Here is a 17,165-nt window from a genome sequence, read left to right as displayed (position 1 = left end):
TCCAAAACGAAAATTTGCTCTGACGAGTTTTTCAAAATACAAAGCCATCATTTCTACCTCCGAATGTGTTTAATTAGTTTTCCTATCTATTTAGTAGGTAATTACTTTATACACTTTATCACTGATTTATGTCAATATCTTTTAAAAAATTATTTTTTTACATTCCAGAACTTTAAAATATGCTCCCATTTACTGTCCCGGCCTGCAGTTATTGCCTGAATATCATCATCTGTAAGATGACGGAACCTTGCCTGGCGCTTAAGATAGTTTTCTACGGAACTGAAGCTTTCCGGCTTATGATTCAATGTAAATTCTCCGTTTTCATATTCCGCAAGATACCACAATCCTGTATCAACAATTTCTTTTGCCACATCAACAGTTTCGTCTGTCTTTACACCCCATCCTGTAGGGCAAGGTGCAATCACGTGAATGAATTTTGTCCCGCGGATTTTAGAGGCCTTCTCAACTTTGTTAATGTAATCCTGAAGATATCCTACTGTTGCAGTTGCTGCATAAGGAATATCATGCGCAGCTATAATTTCAAAAACATTCTTCTTGGGACGGATATTTCCCCTTATATTATTACCGGCAGGTGTGGTTGTAGTTCTGGCACCGAAAGGCGTAAGGGAGCTTTTCTGAATTCCCGTATTCATATAAGCTTCGTTGTCATAGCAGATATAGAGCACGTCATCATTACGGTCGATTGCACCTGACAGAGCCTGAATACCAATATCAGCAGTACCGCCATCACCCGCAAAACCCACAACCTGAGCATCAGTTATTCCCCGGGCACGCAGACCTGCAAGTACTCCTGTCATCATGCTCGCAGTACCGGCAAAAGTAGAGATAATTGCATTATTTGAAAAACAAAGCTGAGGATAATTAAACCCAACGGCACTCATACATCCGGCTGGCAATACAGCAACAGCTTTTTCTCCCAGTACCTTGAGGGCTATCCTTACTGCAAGACTACCGCCGCAACCTGCACAGGCCTTGTGTCCATAAAAAAATTCTTCTTCGTTCAGATTTTTCGCAGTAATCACTTTACTCCCCTTTTACATCAACACCAAGAAAATTAACATCAGAAAGTTTTTGTCCTTCCGACACATCCTTCAACTTTAAGAAAATATCTTTTATTTCTCTAAGACTGATATCCTTGCCCCCCAGTCCTCCAATAAAATTTTTAGATGGAATTTCCAGAGCGTTTTTCTTCAGAGCAGAATTAACGTTTGTATAAACAGTTCCTTCGGCACCAAAAGAAACATCCTTTTCAAGAACAGCCAGGGCTTTTGCATTTTTTACTGCTGCAGATATTTCACTGACAGGAAACGGACGCATATATCTTATACGGACAAGACCGGCCTTTAATCCTTCGTCCCTCAATTCATCCACAGCCTGACGGATAAGTCCGCTTACAGATCCCAGCGTCAGGATAATATAATCAGCATCTTCTGTTTTATAATTTTCAGTAAGTCCCGAATATTTTCTTCCAAATATCTTAGCAAACCTCTCTTCTGCTTCTGATATAACTGCGGAAGCATTCAGCAGGCCAAGATGCTCTTTTACCTTAAAAAAAGTATTCGTTTCAGGTCCGGCAGAAAATGCAAGATTTTTAGGACTTTCAAAATCGAATTTATTTTCTGTCTCAAATGAAGGCAGAAATTCATCAGCCTGTGCCTGTTCAGGTACATCCACAACTTCATAAGTGTGAGTTAAGACAAACCCGTCAAGATTAACCATAAAAGGAGTCTGCACTTTTTTATGTTCTGCAATGTAGTAACTCATTAAAGCCATATCCAGAGCTTCCTGTCCGTCCTGTGCGTAGGACTGAATCCATCCTGAATCAAGAAGCGCAAGAGAATCCCTCTGATCCCCGTAAATATTCCATGGAAGAGCCGTAGATCTGTTTGCATTCATCATGACAATAGGAAAACGACCGCCGGAGGCATATACAAGACACTCAGCCATATACAAAAGTCCCTGGGAGGAAGTTGCCGTAAATGCCCTTGCTCCTGCTGCACTTACCCCCATGGCACAGGATAAAGCAGAATGCTCTGATTCAACATGAATAAAATTGCTCTTAAGGGAACCGTCTTCCACAAAATCAGAAAGCTTTTCTACAACCACAGTCTGAGGAGTTATAGGATAAGCAGATATTACATCCGGCCGTGCAAGTCTTATGCCATAAGCAAAAGCTTCATCGCCGGAAAGAAATTTCTTTGACATTACTTTTCCTCCTCCATAGTTATAGCAGAAAACCGGCATATCTTTTTGCAGATACCGCAGCCTTTACAAAAGTCATAATCAACTGCTACCTTACCGTCGTTTTTGTAAATGACACCATCCGGACAATACAGATAACACTGAAGACAGCCCTTACATTTTTCTATATCAATAACAGGACGGATGTTTCTCCAACCTGCATTTTTTGTGACGAGGTAACCTGCCTCATAAGCAGTAGCCTCTGGAATTTCTTCATAAGTAACGGGATTTTTATTTCTGAGAAAGGGTTTCATTTATTCCTCCAAAGACTGCATCAACTACAGCAGAGTTTTTCTGGAACAGTTTTGGCGGCATATAAAGTTCCATCGCTTTCTTTAAAACTCCTGCTGATACAACTCCACTTTCTTTTGCCAGTAGTGACAGCATTACCGTATTAGTCACAGGCATGGAAAGAATTTTCATTGCAAGACTGTCACCATCAAAGGTAACAATAGATGACAGCCGGGAATCAGATAAGTTCCCTTCCCTCTTAAAATCTCGTCTGGTATTTATAAAAATCTTTCCGCCGCTCTTAATCTCATCAAATGCTTTTTCGGAAAACAATGTGTCATCAAGAAATACAACATAGTCAGCTTTTTTTATCTGGCTTCTGTCTCCAATCGGCTGCTTACTTAATTTAGTAAAAGCAACAATCGGGGCACCCCTGCGTTCCGGACCAAAGGATGGAAATGCAAGAGCATTATTCAATTCACCTTCTACAGAAAAAGCAGCTCCCAAAAGTTTTGCAGCAGTAAAGGCTCCCTGACCTCCCCTGCCATGCCATAAAACTTCAATCACATTGTCCTCCTGAAAACTAACGGCGGCTTATTCTCTTTACAAGAAAATCACCTGCAGTCTGAATAAGCTGAACAAGAACAATAAGAATTACAACACATACCATAAGTATTTCACTACGGTAGCGCTGATATCCGTAACGATAAGCAAAATCCCCAAGACCACCACCGCCTACAAGACCGGCCATTGCTGAAAAACCTAAAATAGAAATTGCAGTAACCGTAATATTTTTTACCAGCGAAGGAAGTGCTTCCGGCAGTAAAATCTTTGTAATGATTTTAAACTTGCTTGCTCCTGTAGACAAAAATGCCTCAACAACACCATTACTTACATCAGAAAAACTGGCTTCTGCAAGTCTGGCCAGAAATGCCGTAGACGCAATTGATAATGGAACCACAACTGCTTCTGACCCAATCTTTGTTCCAACTACAAGCTTTGAAAGAGGCAGCAGAAGAACCATAAGGATAAGGAACGGTACCGACCGGATTATATTCAGTATTATTCCGATTACTCTGTTTACAGGAGTATTCTTTACAAACAGAGGATTAGACGTTACATAAAGAATAAGCCCGAGAACAGTTCCAAAAATAATTGCAGACAAAAGTGCAATTGCTACCATGTAAAATGTCTCATACAGTGCGATGACAACTTCACCGCGAATACTAAGAATACTTTCTATCATATTATGCCACCACCTTTTCAAGACGATAAATTTTTGAAGCAAGTTCAAGCTTTACTGTTTCTATATTTGCCGCATCTCCAGAGAGATTTACAAAAAGAATACCCAGAGGTTTAGAACTAATATACTCAATCTTGCCGTGAAGAATATTAAACTTAACGTGATTCCTTGCAGTTATTTCTGAAAGGACGCTTTCAGTTGCCGCTTCACCTTTATAAACCAGTTTTACAATATCACCATTTACACTGTTCCAGATTTCTTCCGGGAATTTAAAATTCTGTTCATGCGCAAGCAGTTCTTTTGTAAAGTCATTCTGCGGATTGGTGAAAACTTCGTAAACATCACCTTTTTCAACAACTTCTCCGTTTTTCATTACTACAACTTTACTGCAGATTGATTTAACGACGTCAAGTTCATGAGTAATGATTACGACAGTTACACCAAGCTTTTCGTTTACTTCCTTGATTAGTTTTAAAACCGATGCCGTTGTTTCTGCATCAAGAGCAGAGGTTGGTTCATCACACAAAAGAATCTTAGTATTGTTTGCAAGCGCACGGGCTATTGCAACGCGCTGTTTCTGTCCTCCTGAAAGTTTTGCAGGATAAACATATTTTTTATCCGTAATTTTTACAAATTCCAAAAGTTCATCTACACGCTTTTCAATATCTTCCTTTTTCCAGCCTGCATCTTCCAGAGAAAAAGCAATGTTCTCATAAACAGTCTTGCTCTCTGCCAGATTAAAATGCTGAAAAATCATTCCCACACTTTTGCGAAGTTCATGAAGCGGTTTATGTTTTAGACCTTTAACAGAAACACCATTAACAATCACTTCTCCTGAAGTTATCTTCTGAAGCTGATTGATTGTCCTTAAAAGGGTACTCTTACCGGCTCCACTTCCACCAACAATTCCAAAAACATCTCCGTCTTCAATATCAAAAGAAACATTCTTAACGGCATGAACAGTCTGCCTGTGTTCCTTAAAAACAACATCTACATTTTTAAAACTAATCATAGCGCCTCCTTCTTTTAATCCAGATAACCGGACGGCCTTCCGAATGCAGCGTACTGCTTCTTCGGATCTTCAATAACTTTTCTGAATTCATCAGAATGAACAATTGAATAAATATCTTTTGCAAAGTCTTTTTCAATATCTTCAGTGCGAACTGCAATAACATTGAAATAACCAGGCAGAAGCTGTTCATTATAAATTGCATCAGTAAGCTTAAGTCCTGCACCAATTGCATAGTTTCCGTTTATGATTGCAGCTCCTACACTGTCCAGTACGTTCGGAAGAATTTCGGCACTTACTTCCTTAAAAGTAAAATGCTTTGGATTTTCCGAAAGATCTTTTACAGTTGCCTTAGAAGGATCTGCTGACGGATCAATAGTAACTGCTCCGGTCTGAGCAAGAACACGGAGTGCACGACTTAAGTTTGTATCATCATTAGGAATAGCAATTACAGAACCGGCTGGAAGTGAATCAACCGATTTGTACTTGTCTGCAAAGATTCCCATTGCTGCTGTAGGGATTTCTGTCAGATAAGAAAGCTCCAGTTTATGATCAGCAGAAAACTTCTTAAGATATGTTGAATGCTGGAACATATTTACATCAATGTCTTTTTCTGCAAGAGCATTATTCGGCTGAACATAATCAGAGAATTCAATAATCTTAACTTTGTAACCTTTCTTTTCAAGCTGAGGCTGAATTGCTTCAACAAACATGTCTCCATAAGGACCGGCACAAACACCAACTTTAAGAGCATCCTCTTTCTTGCAGGAAACTAATGCTGCAGCCATTCCAACTAATACCAGACCTAAACCAAAAATCTTTTTCATAAAATAACTCCTTGAATAATTTGAACTACCGTGTTGAAGATAAAGAACAATCTTCACACATCCAGAAAAAATGAGAAAATTAAAAATAGAATGATTAGTTAGTAAAAACTATAAAGTGCTGACACATGAGGTACAGCACGAGCGGCACATGACACCATTGCGGAAATTTTCTCTGACGAGTTTTTCAAAAAATAAAACCATTCCTGCACCTCCGTAAAAAGATAAGTCACAATAACCTATATACCCTACTTTGTCAATAGGGAATATAGGTTATTTATTTAATTTTTTACTCGTAAAGATTCTTACTGAAATATCTGTCTCCACGATCCGGGAAAACAACTACGATATTTGCCTTCTGTTTTTTTTCTGCAAGTTCCAGTGCAAGTTTTTTTGCAGCAGAAAAAGCCGCACCGCTGGAACTACCGGCAAAAATTCCTTCACGACGGGCAAGAAATCTTGAACCGCCGAAGGCATCATCATCAGTAATTTTTATTACCTTATCAACAAGAGACATATCCATTGTTTCAGGAATAAAATCATTTCCAATTCCTTCTATATTATAATCCCCGTGTTCACCGCCACCCATTGTTGAACCTTCAGGATCAGCAAGAACCCCTTTTATCTCAGGATTACGTTCCTTCAAGTATCGGACAATTCCTGTATAAGTTCCGCCGCTTCCTGCTCCCGCAACAAGATAATCTATCTTACCGTCAAGGTCATTATAAATTTCAGGACCTGTCGTTTCATAATGTGCCAGAGGATTTGCCTGATTTAAAAACTGTTCGAGAGAAACTGCCCCCTCTATCTGAGAACGGATTTCTTCTGCTTTTTTTGCAGCTCCAAGCATTCCTTCCTCTCGAGGAGTATTAATAATCTGAGCTCCCAAAGCTTTCATCAAAGTCTGCTTCTCCTGACTGAATTTTGTAGGTACGACAAATATAACTTTGTAACCGTTTTTTAAGGCAGCAAAAGCAATTCCCAGTCCTGTATTGCCGGCAGTTCCTTCTACAATTGTTCCGCCTTTTTTAAGCAGTCCTTTTTTTTCTGCATCAGCAACCATATAGCGGCCGGTTCTGTCCTTAACACTTCCAGAAGGATTATACAGTTCCAGTTTTGCAAAAAGCTGAATACCTTCCGGAATGTCAGAATTGCTGAGTTTTACAAGAGGTGTATTTCCTACAAGAGCCTGCATCGAATCAAAATACTTCATTTTATTCCTCCGAAGAATTTATTGCCTGCTGAAGATCCTGAATAAGATCGTCTGCATTTTCAATTCCTACAGAAAGGCGGATAAGTCCGTCAGTTATACCGACTTTTTCACGAATCTCTCTCGGGATTGAAGCATGAGTCATACTTGCTGGATGACAAGCAAGACTTTCTACACCGCCAAGACTTTCTGCAAGAGCAATCAGGCCAAGGGAAGAAAAGAATTTTTTATAGTCATAGTTTTCTTTAAGTTCAAAAGAAATCATTGCACCGCCATTTTTTGCCTGACGCTTATTGATTTCATAACCCTGTGCAGTTTCAAGACCAGGATAGTAGACCTTTTTTACAGCGTCATTTTTTTCCAGCCAGCGAGCAATCTTCAAGGCATTCTCTGTATGACGGTCAAGACGAACTCCAAGAGTTTTAATTCCACGAATCAGAAGGAATGAATCGAAAGGTCCCAGAACACCCCCCGTTGCATTCTGAATAAATGCAAGACGGTCAGCAAGTTCTTTATCATGAACAACTGCAAGACCTGCAACAACATCACTGTGACCACCAAGATATTTCGTTGCACTGTGAACAACAATGTCGATGCCGCTTTCAATCGGACGCTGAAGATAAGGAGTCATAAAAGTATTATCTACTATGGATAAAATTCCATGACGCTTTGCAATATCTGCTATTCCCTTTAAATCAGTAATTGTTAAAAGAGGATTTGCAGGAGTCTCAACAAGAATTGCCTTTACATCAGATGAAATTTTCTTATCAAGTGCTTCAAGAGTAGTCGTATCTTCTATTGAATAAGTTATTCCGAAGTTCTTGAAAATTTTATCCAGAACCCTGAATGTTCCGCCGTAAACATTGCTTGAAATTATAATACGGTCTCCGGTCTTAAAAAGAGAAATTACTGCCGTAAGTGCTGCCATTCCTGAACCGAATGCAAAACCGTTAGTTCCCCCCTCAAGCTCTGCAATCAAAGCCTCAAGAGCTGCACGAGTAGGATTTCCTGTTCTGGAATATTCCCATCCTTTGTTCTGACCAATGCCCTGCTGTTCATAAGTAGAGGTCTGATAAATCGGAACATTAACAGCGCCTGTCGTCGCATCTCCATAAATACCACCATGAATCAAAGCCGATTCAATGTTTCTGTAGTTTTTTCCACTCATAATAAAAATCCTCCTGCTATATTTTTTCTGCCACTATAAAGTGAACATTTTCATATGCTTTTAAACCATCACTGCGATCCGAAAAATATTTCTCTTGAATTACAGTCGGTGTCTCATGCTTTACAATTCTCAAACCATGACGTTCAAGTGAAGCTTTTATTTCTCCAAAAGAAAAACCATGAAGCATCGGTTCTCCGAGTTTTTCAGTGATACGTGCAAGTTCCCCCACTCTTGAAAATTTTATTCCTTCAGAATTAAAAGTTGTCTCATCAGGAAAATCAAAAATAATCCTGCTCTTACTAACCGTCATCCCGGAAATTATCTTCAAAGTTTCCTCAAAAACCGGAAGCGTAAGATAATAAGACACCCCCAGAATTGCAGTAAACACCGGAGCATTAACATCAAAGCCCCCTTCCAGTAATTTTTCTTCAAGGGAATCTTTAGAAAAATCCATCGGGATAAACTTAAGGTTTGCAGGAATATTCCATTCCAGTTTTTTTATCCGCTCAAGTTTATACCGCTGTGAATCCGGATGATCTATTTCAAAAATCCTGATAGATTCATTTTCATTTCTGAAAGCAAAACTATCCATTCCGGCACCACAGATTACATACTGAATTTTTTGTCCTGAATTCTGCTGTGCGAATTTTTTTAATTCATTTTCTGCAAAACAAATTCTAGATAAAGGAATCGGAAGAATATACTTGTACAAAGACTGCCTGATGTTTTTGTGGCAGAACCACTTCCTTTCATCTTTTTTAGAAACATCAAAGTTATTCTCAATCAGCTGCCCTATTTCTTCATACTGGCTCTTTCCCATCAAATCAAAAGAAAGGTAATCATCAAAAATTTTTTCTCTGCTGAAGTTAGAATGAAAAGCCCTGGCAAACGAACAGAGTTTTGCAGTTATACTTTCCTGATGTTCTACCATAAATTCTTATCACCTCCAGATATTTAAAAATAAAAAAACCGGCTCACAATGAACCGGCGGAATACATGCATTTTCTAAAAAAAACGTCTAATGAATCTTCCGCCGCCTTAAACAACACGGACAACAACATGAGAAAACTGCATTGAGTAAAAGATAAGAAAAATAAATCATGCTCTTTAATTCCCTATAAATCCTATAGGGAATATAACTTATTATGATATTTATGTCAACACTTTGATAAAAAAAATTATGCAAGTTTAAGGTTTGATTTTCCGCGGTTTGTAATCATAATTGTGTCAGGACGCAGGGAACTTCGTTTTTCTGAATCAAATTCAAACGCCTTCGAACTTCCATTAAGGCGCCAGTAGACTTTTGGATTTTATGACAGAGCAAAAAAGTGATGCTCAAGTTTTGTATGAAGCCATCCTACTTTCCAGAGATTATATAAGAATTAAGCCAATTTTTTTTTCATCTTTATCCAGTTTTCCAGAAGCAATATTAAGTCCAAATTCAATTAAATCACTTTGCAAGTGCCTTGTACGCTTCAATATTTTGATTAATTAGAGAGTCTGAAACAGGAAAAAACTGCTTTTCGTCATCCAAAACAGTAATAATTTTTCCATTGTAATTTTCAAGAGTATAATAATCTGTTAAAACTGTATTTCCCTGAATTATTCCTGTAGTTGCGTACATTTTTCTTGCCATCTGAAAAAAGTATACTACAATACTACAAATTTATCGTCATGTATTATTTAACCAAGAGGTATTATTCAGCATGAGCGGTTGTTGAACTGTCCGTTGCTTGATTTTTTTCCTCTAACCCTTCGTTAAATCGGTCTTTCAAACTACTACGAGCCTGATGATTTTGACCGTCTTGTAAAAGCCAAAAGCATTATGCCTGCCCTTTTGCAGAATGAACCCCACCCCTATCATCAGGGTGGAAAAATAAAAGCCCACATTGCAAAGTACGGCACTGTTATGGACAGCTGGTTCCCACTCGGTGGTCGCGGCTTTACTCAGGAACTTTTCAACGACCCAACAATCAGCGCAATCGCAAAGGCCCCTGAAAAATCTTCTGCTCAAATCATTAACCGCTGGAACCTGCAGGCAGGTAATATTGCAATCCCGGTAAGTTCCAACGAAAAGCACATCATCGAAGATGCAAGCGTCTAGGATTTTTCTTTGACCGATGACGAGATGAGGCGGATGGCTGCAATAAAAAAGGACAGAAGAAATGCGAATTACTAAAAGTTGACTCTGGGCGTTCCCCCGCTTACGCGGGTCCGGGGTTCCGCCTTTCGGCTCCATTCCTTCGGGACGCCCGCCCTTGGCGGTCGTCCCTACAATCCCTAACGCTTTGTCTTGTAACAGTTTGAGTTGTTCGGAATTTCCGAACAGTTTAATCTTTTGTTAGACGTTCTTTTCTTCTAAAAGAGAATTTTTAACTTCTCTAATAAAACTATCAACATCTACAAAATCTATATTTTCCAATGAAGAATCATATTCTGCTTTAGACACTCCAGAAGGAGTTTGCTCTGCAAATTTAGGAATGTCTTTTGCGCTAAAAATATGCATATGTTCATCTGTATAAATTTGATTATATTTAAGTTCCTTTAATCGTTCAATATTAGTATTTTTTTCTATATATTTCAGTCTCATCGAAAGTTCTTTGTAATTTGATAATATTGATTTACAATTTTTTATCAAATCATATAGTGACAAACCTTTGTCATCATACCGAAACAGATAAGATAAAACATAAATATCATAATAAGTTGAATTTATCTGTTCATGTAAAAAATGATGTATACGGTTTTCTTTTGTAGTTGCCTTTATTTCTAGCTTGAGTTTTTCAGAAAAGGAAAAATCAAATTTCATTCTATCATGACTTTGCCAAAATTGTTCGATTTTTAATGAATCGTGAAATTTATATATAGTATATAGTTCTGCGTAAAATCCAGTAAGTTCGTTATCTGATAATTCTTTTTCATTAGAAAAGAAATTCTGAAGAGTATTAAAAGTTTCAATAATATAGTTATCTGAATAATTATCACTAATGAAAAGTTTTGCAACCTCTAAAAAAATTTCTTTATCCTTTTTATTATGTAATAAGCACTTTAATATATGCACATTTTCTTGTGTGCCAGAACTAAAAGTTACTTTTGCATTACATTCCAGTGATAAGGCTTTAGTTTTTATGTTGTAAGGTCGTCCACTTTGAATATTTGATTTTATAACAATTACAACAGCTCTGTCTTTATCAATTCCGACATAAAAGTTCTTGAAAAATTCTTTTATTTTATAGTCAGTTACATTTGAGAGTGACTCGAAGTTTTCCTTAAAAAAATCTACTAGTTCCATTTTAAGCTTCCTTCTGAACAACAAGACCCGTCAATTTTGAGATAATCTCATTAGGTAAATAAATCGCAAGTGTAGGACTTACAAATCCAGTTTCTTTGTCTTCAATCATGTGAATTTGCAATTGCATTGTATTTGAACGATTAAAATGCGTGTCGTCACCTTCATAATTTGCTGGCTTTGACAAATCTTTAGGGTTCCTACCAACAAAATAATTTGAAATTATCTTTGTTTCTTTGTTTACTGGGTGTCTTGAAGTTTTTCCATCTCGCATCCAAATGACATCAATATTTGGAGAAAGATTTTTATCTTTTAATAGTTGATAAAGTTTTGCTAGTATCCCTTTATTTAGCTTAGATGTCTCTGGGAACATAAATTTTTCCAATAATTCCGAATAGACAGAAAAATAGTCAGCATCTCTAAGAATTATAAATGGAGCTCCAGAGTGTTGTAAAATAGTTTGTAATCTCGATTTATTATTTTCCCTAAACTGATTAAGAATATTTTTATTGCTTCTAGCATAATCTTCATCATCTTGGAAAATTCTCTGCTTATTCCAACTGTAAAAGGTGTAAGATTCAACTTCTGCGACAGAACTTCTCGTCGGTTTTAATGAATCACTTAACGAAAAAATTCTAGGCATATTTTTAAACTCAATACCTTGTGAATTAGTCATTTCAATTGTTTGCCATAAATCTTCTTCGTGATCTCTAATTTCCATAAACTCATTTAATATTTTTGAAACTGCAAATATTCTACATAAATCAAGATATTTCGTTTTATAGCCAAACCATCGGGCACGTTGTTGGACAGTATCTACATTAGAGGCATTTTTAGCCGTTCTTGTTATGTAAGTTACACATAGACCTTTTATTGTCAGTCCACGACCTAACATAGTACCACCAACATAAATGTTATATTCGTAAAAATCATCCTCACCATTCAAGGTATTATCACCATTAATTTTGTGCACATGACTGTTATTTATGGCAAAAATTATTTCATCCTCAATTTCCTCAAAGGTCGGAAAATCTCTGACATTTCCTTTTGCATATTCAGAATGAGCCTCTTTCATAATTTCACAAACAGATGTGTATGAAACATCTTTCTTATCACTTGTTTTTAAAACCCATTCTTTAATCAATTCTTGAACTTTCTTATATTCCAATTCATGGTCTTTCTTGAATTGACTTATATGGATTAGCATTGAAAGTTTGTCTTTTCTATGTGTTCTGTGGCTTTGTATGGCACATGCAACAAAAAACATTGCCAAAGATTTTTTGAGCGATGCGGGGATACCGACCTCAATCAAAGGTTCCTCATTTTCTGGAATTATAATTGTATATTTATCATCAGAATGAAAAACATCAAGTCCACAATATCCGTTTCCTGGTGGTACAAGAACACCAAAATCTGGTGAAAGCTCATCGATTTTGCTAATCAACAGATTTGCTTGCGGTGTTGCAGTCACAGAAACATAACAGTGCCTTTGTAGTGTATTTTTGAAATTCAAAATTGCCGAATAAGTCGAACTTTCTTTTTTTTGCTTTACTTTTGTATTTAATGAATATTCATCCCCTTCATCATCAATTATCAAAACAGGTCTTTCATTCAATGTGTTGTTCGTAAAAATCTGCATTATAGTGTTTATCTGTTTTACGCTTTTTAATCCAACTATAATGACTTTCTTTTCTCTGCGAAGGAAACCTCTTATATTTTCTTCATTCAAATGGTCAGCATTTTCGTTTGAGTTAAGAACAAAAACATTATCTTTTACATCGTGAAAATATTCTTTTATTCTATCAGAATTTTGTTTTAACAACGGCTTTTTTGTACCACCAAGAACAATTGCAATATCATAACCATTATCAAAAGCTAATGAAATCAACGAAATAAAATTAGAGGTTTTACCGCTCTGAACTTTACCAATTACAATACCGGTTTCTTGCTGTATAGAAGTATTTTTGGGATTAGGACAGTAACTTAGAGTTTTTGCAGCATTAGAATAAATAGTTGAAATACCATCGTCAGGGATTCCACTCAACGACAAGAACTTCTTTATATGTTCTGAATAAAATCCATCTAGTTCAATATTCCAAGAGTTAGGATTTTTATTTACATATTTCATTTCAATTATGTTTGCTCCCATAATTTCAGCTCCTAATCACTGCTTTTAGAGTTTCATTCATTTTTTCACGAATATCCCATGGTTCAATTTTCTTGTCATTTGAAGATGTATAAGTTGCTTCAATTTCAGAAAGGACTAATGCAAAAACAAATTTTTTCATCGAATCAAATATTTCTTGATTTTCAAAATAATGCTTAAAAAATGGATGTGCGATATTCCAGTCTACATCAAACTCAAGTGCATCTTTATTATCTTTTTGTGGAGATACAACAAGCCACTTACTTTCAGAATCATCTTTTTTTATTGAATAATTAAGGATATATTTTCGTCCTGATATATCAAAAGAAATTTTTGTGTTTTCATTTCCGATAATAGGAATTTCTTCTATATCTGGGAAAAGAGAATTATCTTTCGATTCAGAGGCAAAACTAATTTGGGTTCTTTCTTCTGCTTGTGAAGAATCATTTTCTACAGGATTTACATTGACATTTTGGATTACCCCTGCATTCGAAAAATCGCTAAGGGTCTTATTGTCAATTCCAATGTTTACTGGATTTCCCTGATTTTTTTTGTTTGTATTATTATATTCACTTGCTTTTCTTTTATAATCTTTTGTAACTTCAACAAGTTTATTTATGAGACTTTCTTCAAGCCCATTATTATACCAATCAAATGAATCTTTCGTTTGTGTAACTGGAAAATTATCAAGATTTAACTCTCCGAAAAGTCTTTGATATACATAGGTATTTGAACTACTAAAAACATCTTTTGGGCGATAACAATTTTCATATCCACCAATAATTACCCGGCCTCGTCGTAAGAGTGTAAAGCCAGCTCCATAAGTGCTTCCAGTTTCGAGAAGTGCCATAAACCCTGTTACATGATATTTTTGTTTTCGCTCATCAAAAATGTCAAAATCTAAAGGTTCTTTCCATTCTTTAAAATTTCCACCAGGTAATGCTTCCTTATAAATTTCCGGAGTTTCATATGTTAAATACTCATCATTATATGAAATCTTTATTTTCTCAGATTGCAGATCTCGCCTATATATACCTCTCAGTTGGTCTTTTGTTTTCTGAATTTGACGACCTGCAAGACTTCTGTTTAAATTCCATATATGTATTGTCGTTCCATGTTCATGTAAATCACATTCTGTTTCGGTAAATTCAATTTCTTCATCCTTTGTTTTGCTTAATGATTCCACATCGACTTGTGCAAAAAACTTTTTACCTGAATTTAATTCTACTGTTTCAACACTCCAATTATTACCAAACCAGCAAGCAGAAGTTTTCAATCCCATTCCAAATTCAGAACGAGTTGCAATTTGAGGTTTACTATCCAATATGATGGCTCTTTGAAAGTCCTTAAAATTCATTCCAAAAGCATTGTCACATATTGTCAGTTCATAATTACCATAGGAATCCTTTTTATATTGGATTTCAATTCTTAAATTTTTCCAGTCTTTTGTTCTTTCAAGTTCTTCTACATGGTCATAATAACTCTGAGTTGCATTATCTACAAATTCCGCAATTGCAGTCCAAGGCTCATAGCGAATATTTTTGTATGTAGCATAAACTCCAGTAGTTGGGCGGATATTTATTTTTTTTGCCATTATTTTATCTCCAAAAGATTTTCTGCAATTCGTCTTACGACCTCAACATTCACTGCATTTCCGAAAGCCTTGAACGCCTCGGAAATTGTATTCGGTACATTTTTAAGTTCTTCCATGCCTTGTAATTTTGCGGCTTCTTTTTTTGTCATATATCGTCCTTGCTTTCCATCTGGTGTTATTATCCAAGGGAAAATAGGAATTTGAGTTGTTGTAAGAACAAGTGCTGGTGAGTATGTTGGAAGTTTTACACGAATTCCAGAAGGCCTAAACTGTATTATTTTGTCATCAAGAATTGGTTTTGCATTTTTATCAATTCCACAGTTCCACTCAAACTTTTGGTGACTGTTTTCAAAGCCTGGTTTTTGAATCTTTGGAAGCCATGTATCTAATATATCTTTGTGTGCCGTATAAAATTCCCTGTTCCATTTTATAAAGTTCTTTTTCCAAACAGGAAATTCTTCATTAGGCTTCATAACAGTTTGGGCATATATGGGAAGTTGCAAACGCATATCATCAGCAGAATTACCTTGCAGGACAACACCAAATTTTCCGCGTCTTTCTTCAAGAGTTTTTCTTTTCTGGCGACAAGGCGGAGTTTTTTCATATTCATAATCAGCCCCCCATTCCATAGCCCAAATTGGAAAAGAAGGAATTGCTATTTTCTTTTGGGTAAGCAAATCAAGAAAGTCTTTCCAAGCCTTTAAATGCATTCGCGTCTGATCACGCAATGACAGATACTCGCTATCGCTTTCATCAATTATAGTTTTTATATTACATGCGATTTTTTCTTCATGAGGTGGAAAATTGAAATCTTTTAATCCACCCTTTGCATTTAAACGACCAACTATATAAATGCGCTTACGATGCTGTGGAATGCCAAAATTGTGCGGAGAAATAATATCGCATTTGACATCATACAATGTTTCCAGATTTGTCCGTATAACTTCCCAAGTATTTCCATTGTCATGGGTCTGAAGATTTTGAACATTTTCAAGTAAGATATATTCAGGTGTTTTTTTCCTTAATATATCCATAATTTTCCAAAAGAGATTGCCCCTATCCTTTTCATCCTTGAAGCCCTGTTGTTTTCCAGCTTTAGAAAATGGCTGACAAGGAAAGCCTGCACAAAGCATATCAAACTTTTTTGGAATATCTTTATCAATATCGACTTTGTTTATATCCCCAAAGCAGTCAATACCATAGTTTTCTTTGTAAAGAATTCTCAAATCTTCCTTTAATTCGCTTGCAAAAACACACTGACCACCAAGTTTTTTCATGGCAAGATGAAAACCTCCGAGTCCTGCAAATAAGTCTATGAATGTAAAAGATGTTTTCCGTACTGAATGAAACTTTTGAGGTGTTGCGGGGGAGTCCTCCGTAGAAGGGGTAGCCGATTCTTTAGATGAGGCGCAGGGGGAGACTTCCTCCTCCCTGCTTGTATCCTTTAAACCGACGTTTAAAATGCCGTTTTATTCTTTGCTCTTTGTGCTATTTTTGATTATTTTTAAACTATGACGTACGGATATATTCGTGTGAGCACAAACAGGCAGACTGTGGAAAACCAGCGGTTTGAGATTCTAGAGTTCTGCAAAAAACAGGGAATTGCTGTTGATTCTTGGATTGAAGAGACAATCAGCGGGACTGTTGAGCCGAAAAAGCGGGAACTTGGGAAACTGCTTGAGGGCATAAAAAAGGACGATCTTATAATCTGCTCGGAACTTTCACGGCTGGGGCGAAGTCTTTTTATGATTATGTCAGTGCTGAATATCCTGATGGAAAAAGGGGCGCGGGTCTGGACAATCAAGGACAACTACCGTCTGGGCGACGACATTCAGAGCAAGGTCCTGGCCTTTGCATTCGGCCTCAGCGCAGAAATCGAGCGTAACCTCATAAGCCAGCGCACAAAAGAAGCCCTAGCGCTCAGAAAAAACGAAGGGGTAAAACTCGGTCGGCCTCTTGGATCTACAAGCATAAAAAGCAAGCTTGATGGGGCGGAACTTGCGGTGAGCGTGATGATTCTTGCCGGAACAAGCGTAAATCAGATGGCGAAACTCTACGGAACGCACCGGAAAACTGTAAAGCTTTTTATCAGTAAAAAATCCCTTGACTCACAGGGCAACCTGCACAAAGTGCAGAAGATGATTGCCGGATAAAAACAGATCATATTATGGAAGAAAAATGAAGAGTAT

17 protein-coding genes are annotated in these 17,165 nt (G+C 36.9%); 2 read left to right on the top strand and 15 right to left on the bottom strand.

The annotated features are described in order from the left end of the window. Positions 1–149: 149 nt before the first annotated feature. From HNP77_RS11510 to HNP77_RS11465, 11 genes are all read right to left on the bottom strand, one after another. Complete coding sequence (locus tag HNP77_RS11510) at positions 150–1,043, bottom strand: thiamine pyrophosphate-dependent enzyme (protein WP_221266589.1); 894 nt, start codon at positions 1,041–1,043, stop codon at positions 150–152. Between the two features lies 1 nt (position 1,044). Further along, positions 1,045–2,226, bottom strand: a complete 1,182-nt coding sequence (locus tag HNP77_RS11505; RefSeq protein WP_221266588.1) for a transketolase C-terminal domain-containing protein — start codon at positions 2,224–2,226, stop codon at positions 1,045–1,047. Next, the gene (locus HNP77_RS12310) at positions 2,226–2,516 is read right to left on the bottom strand and encodes a 4Fe-4S binding protein (protein WP_221266587.1); all 291 of its coding nucleotides are present in this window, start codon (positions 2,514–2,516) and stop codon (positions 2,226–2,228) included. The genes HNP77_RS11505 and HNP77_RS12310 overlap by 1 nt, the downstream gene beginning before the upstream one ends. Next, positions 2,494–3,060 (bottom strand): 2-oxoacid:acceptor oxidoreductase family protein, encoded by a 567-nt coding sequence (locus HNP77_RS11500; RefSeq protein WP_343042571.1) that lies wholly within the window; start codon positions 3,058–3,060, stop codon positions 2,494–2,496. The genes HNP77_RS12310 and HNP77_RS11500 overlap by 23 nt, the downstream gene beginning before the upstream one ends. Positions 3,061–3,076: 16 nt before the next feature. Next, positions 3,077–3,739, bottom strand: a complete 663-nt coding sequence (locus HNP77_RS11495; protein WP_184653507.1) for a methionine ABC transporter permease — start codon at positions 3,737–3,739, stop codon at positions 3,077–3,079. 1 nt (position 3,740) lies between these two features. Beyond that, positions 3,741–4,748 (bottom strand): methionine ABC transporter ATP-binding protein, encoded by a 1,008-nt coding sequence (locus HNP77_RS11490; RefSeq protein WP_184653505.1) that lies wholly within the window; start codon positions 4,746–4,748, stop codon positions 3,741–3,743. 14 nt (positions 4,749–4,762) lie between these two features. Continuing rightward, positions 4,763–5,572: a MetQ/NlpA family ABC transporter substrate-binding protein gene (locus HNP77_RS11485; RefSeq protein ID WP_184653503.1), complete on the bottom strand. Its 810-nt coding sequence runs from the start codon at positions 5,570–5,572 to the stop codon at positions 4,763–4,765. Between the two features lie 286 nt (positions 5,573–5,858). After that, positions 5,859–6,782 carry a PLP-dependent cysteine synthase family protein gene (locus tag HNP77_RS11480; RefSeq protein WP_184653501.1) on the bottom strand — a complete coding sequence of 308 codons (924 nt, stop codon included), beginning with the start codon at positions 6,780–6,782 and terminating at the stop codon, positions 5,859–5,861. A gap of 1 nt (position 6,783) precedes the next feature. After that, positions 6,784–7,947 (bottom strand): trans-sulfuration enzyme family protein, encoded by a 1,164-nt coding sequence (locus tag HNP77_RS11475; RefSeq protein ID WP_184653499.1) that lies wholly within the window; start codon positions 7,945–7,947, stop codon positions 6,784–6,786. 16 nt (positions 7,948–7,963) lie between these two features. Continuing rightward, positions 7,964–8,878: a class I SAM-dependent methyltransferase gene (locus HNP77_RS11470; RefSeq protein ID WP_184653497.1), complete on the bottom strand. Its 915-nt coding sequence runs from the start codon at positions 8,876–8,878 to the stop codon at positions 7,964–7,966. Between the two features lie 519 nt (positions 8,879–9,397). Next, positions 9,398–9,583, bottom strand: a complete 186-nt coding sequence (locus HNP77_RS11465; protein WP_184653610.1) for a hypothetical protein — start codon at positions 9,581–9,583, stop codon at positions 9,398–9,400. A gap of 189 nt (positions 9,584–9,772) precedes the next feature. Here HNP77_RS11465 and HNP77_RS11460 point away from each other — a divergent pair, with 189 nt between their 5' ends. Further along, a complete protein-coding gene (locus HNP77_RS11460; RefSeq protein WP_184653495.1) occupies positions 9,773–10,051 on the top strand; it encodes an aldo-keto reductase family protein in 279 nt (92 codons plus the stop codon). 237 nt (positions 10,052–10,288) lie between these two features. On the opposite strand, the gene HNP77_RS11455 is transcribed toward HNP77_RS11460, so the two are convergent. The 4 genes from HNP77_RS11455 to HNP77_RS11440 are packed head-to-tail and all read right to left on the bottom strand — an operon-like array spanning position 10,289 to position 16,292. Further along, complete coding sequence (locus tag HNP77_RS11455) at positions 10,289–11,239, bottom strand: PD-(D/E)XK motif protein (RefSeq protein ID WP_184653493.1); 951 nt, start codon at positions 11,237–11,239, stop codon at positions 10,289–10,291. Between the two features lies 1 nt (position 11,240). After that, complete coding sequence (locus tag HNP77_RS11450) at positions 11,241–13,385, bottom strand: Z1 domain-containing protein (RefSeq protein WP_184653491.1); 2,145 nt, start codon at positions 13,383–13,385, stop codon at positions 11,241–11,243. 4 nt (positions 13,386–13,389) lie between these two features. Beyond that, positions 13,390–14,976: an ATP-binding protein gene (locus HNP77_RS11445; RefSeq protein WP_184653489.1), complete on the bottom strand. Its 1,587-nt coding sequence runs from the start codon at positions 14,974–14,976 to the stop codon at positions 13,390–13,392. Continuing rightward, positions 14,976–16,292: a DNA (cytosine-5-)-methyltransferase gene (locus HNP77_RS11440; protein WP_184653603.1), complete on the bottom strand. Its 1,317-nt coding sequence runs from the start codon at positions 16,290–16,292 to the stop codon at positions 14,976–14,978. The genes HNP77_RS11445 and HNP77_RS11440 overlap by 1 nt, the downstream gene beginning before the upstream one ends. Positions 16,293–16,487: 195 nt before the next feature. Between HNP77_RS11440 and HNP77_RS11435 the strand changes: the two genes are divergently transcribed. After that, positions 16,488–17,129: a master DNA invertase Mpi family serine-type recombinase gene (locus HNP77_RS11435; protein WP_184653487.1), complete on the top strand. Its 642-nt coding sequence runs from the start codon at positions 16,488–16,490 to the stop codon at positions 17,127–17,129. Positions 17,130–17,165 lie beyond the last annotated feature (36 nt).

The sequence above is a fragment of the Treponema rectale genome, assembly GCF_014202035.1.
Lineage (GTDB): Bacteria > Spirochaetota > Spirochaetia > Treponematales > Treponemataceae > Treponema_D > Treponema_D rectale.
The sequence above is the reverse complement of the archived record's forward strand: the minus strand, read 5'-3'. Positions and strand labels throughout refer to the sequence as shown.

Excerpts from the sequence above, each read along its gene's own strand:
- HNP77_RS11470 (WP_184653497.1), bottom strand. The coding sequence starts at position 8,878 with ATGGTAGAACATCAGGAAAGTATAACTGCAAAACTCTGTTCGTTTGCC.
- HNP77_RS11475 (WP_184653499.1), bottom strand. The coding sequence starts at position 7,947 with ATGAGTGGAAAAAACTACAGAAACATTGAATCGGCTTTGATTCATGGT.
- HNP77_RS11455 (WP_184653493.1), bottom strand. The coding sequence starts at position 11,239 with ATGGAACTAGTAGATTTTTTTAAGGAAAACTTCGAGTCACTCTCAAAT.
- HNP77_RS11485 (WP_184653503.1), bottom strand. The coding sequence starts at position 5,572 with ATGAAAAAGATTTTTGGTTTAGGTCTGGTATTAGTTGGAATGGCTGCA.
- HNP77_RS12310 (WP_221266587.1), bottom strand. The coding sequence starts at position 2,516 with ATGAAACCCTTTCTCAGAAATAAAAATCCCGTTACTTATGAAGAAATT.
- HNP77_RS11505 (WP_221266588.1), bottom strand. The coding sequence starts at position 2,226 with ATGTCAAAGAAATTTCTTTCCGGCGATGAAGCTTTTGCTTATGGCATA.
- HNP77_RS11490 (WP_184653505.1), bottom strand. The coding sequence starts at position 4,748 with ATGATTAGTTTTAAAAATGTAGATGTTGTTTTTAAGGAACACAGGCAG.
- HNP77_RS11465 (WP_184653610.1), bottom strand. The coding sequence starts at position 9,583 with ATGGCAAGAAAAATGTACGCAACTACAGGAATAATTCAGGGAAATACA.
- HNP77_RS11480 (WP_184653501.1), bottom strand. The coding sequence starts at position 6,782 with ATGAAGTATTTTGATTCGATGCAGGCTCTTGTAGGAAATACACCTCTT.
- HNP77_RS11495 (WP_184653507.1), bottom strand. The coding sequence starts at position 3,739 with ATGATAGAAAGTATTCTTAGTATTCGCGGTGAAGTTGTCATCGCACTG.
- HNP77_RS11445 (WP_184653489.1), bottom strand. The coding sequence starts at position 14,976 with ATGGCAAAAAAAATAAATATCCGCCCAACTACTGGAGTTTATGCTACA.
- HNP77_RS11435 (WP_184653487.1), top strand. The coding sequence starts at position 16,488 with ATGACGTACGGATATATTCGTGTGAGCACAAACAGGCAGACTGTGGAA.
- HNP77_RS11460 (WP_184653495.1), top strand. The coding sequence starts at position 9,773 with ATGCCTGCCCTTTTGCAGAATGAACCCCACCCCTATCATCAGGGTGGA.
- HNP77_RS11450 (WP_184653491.1), bottom strand. The coding sequence starts at position 13,385 with ATGGGAGCAAACATAATTGAAATGAAATATGTAAATAAAAATCCTAAC.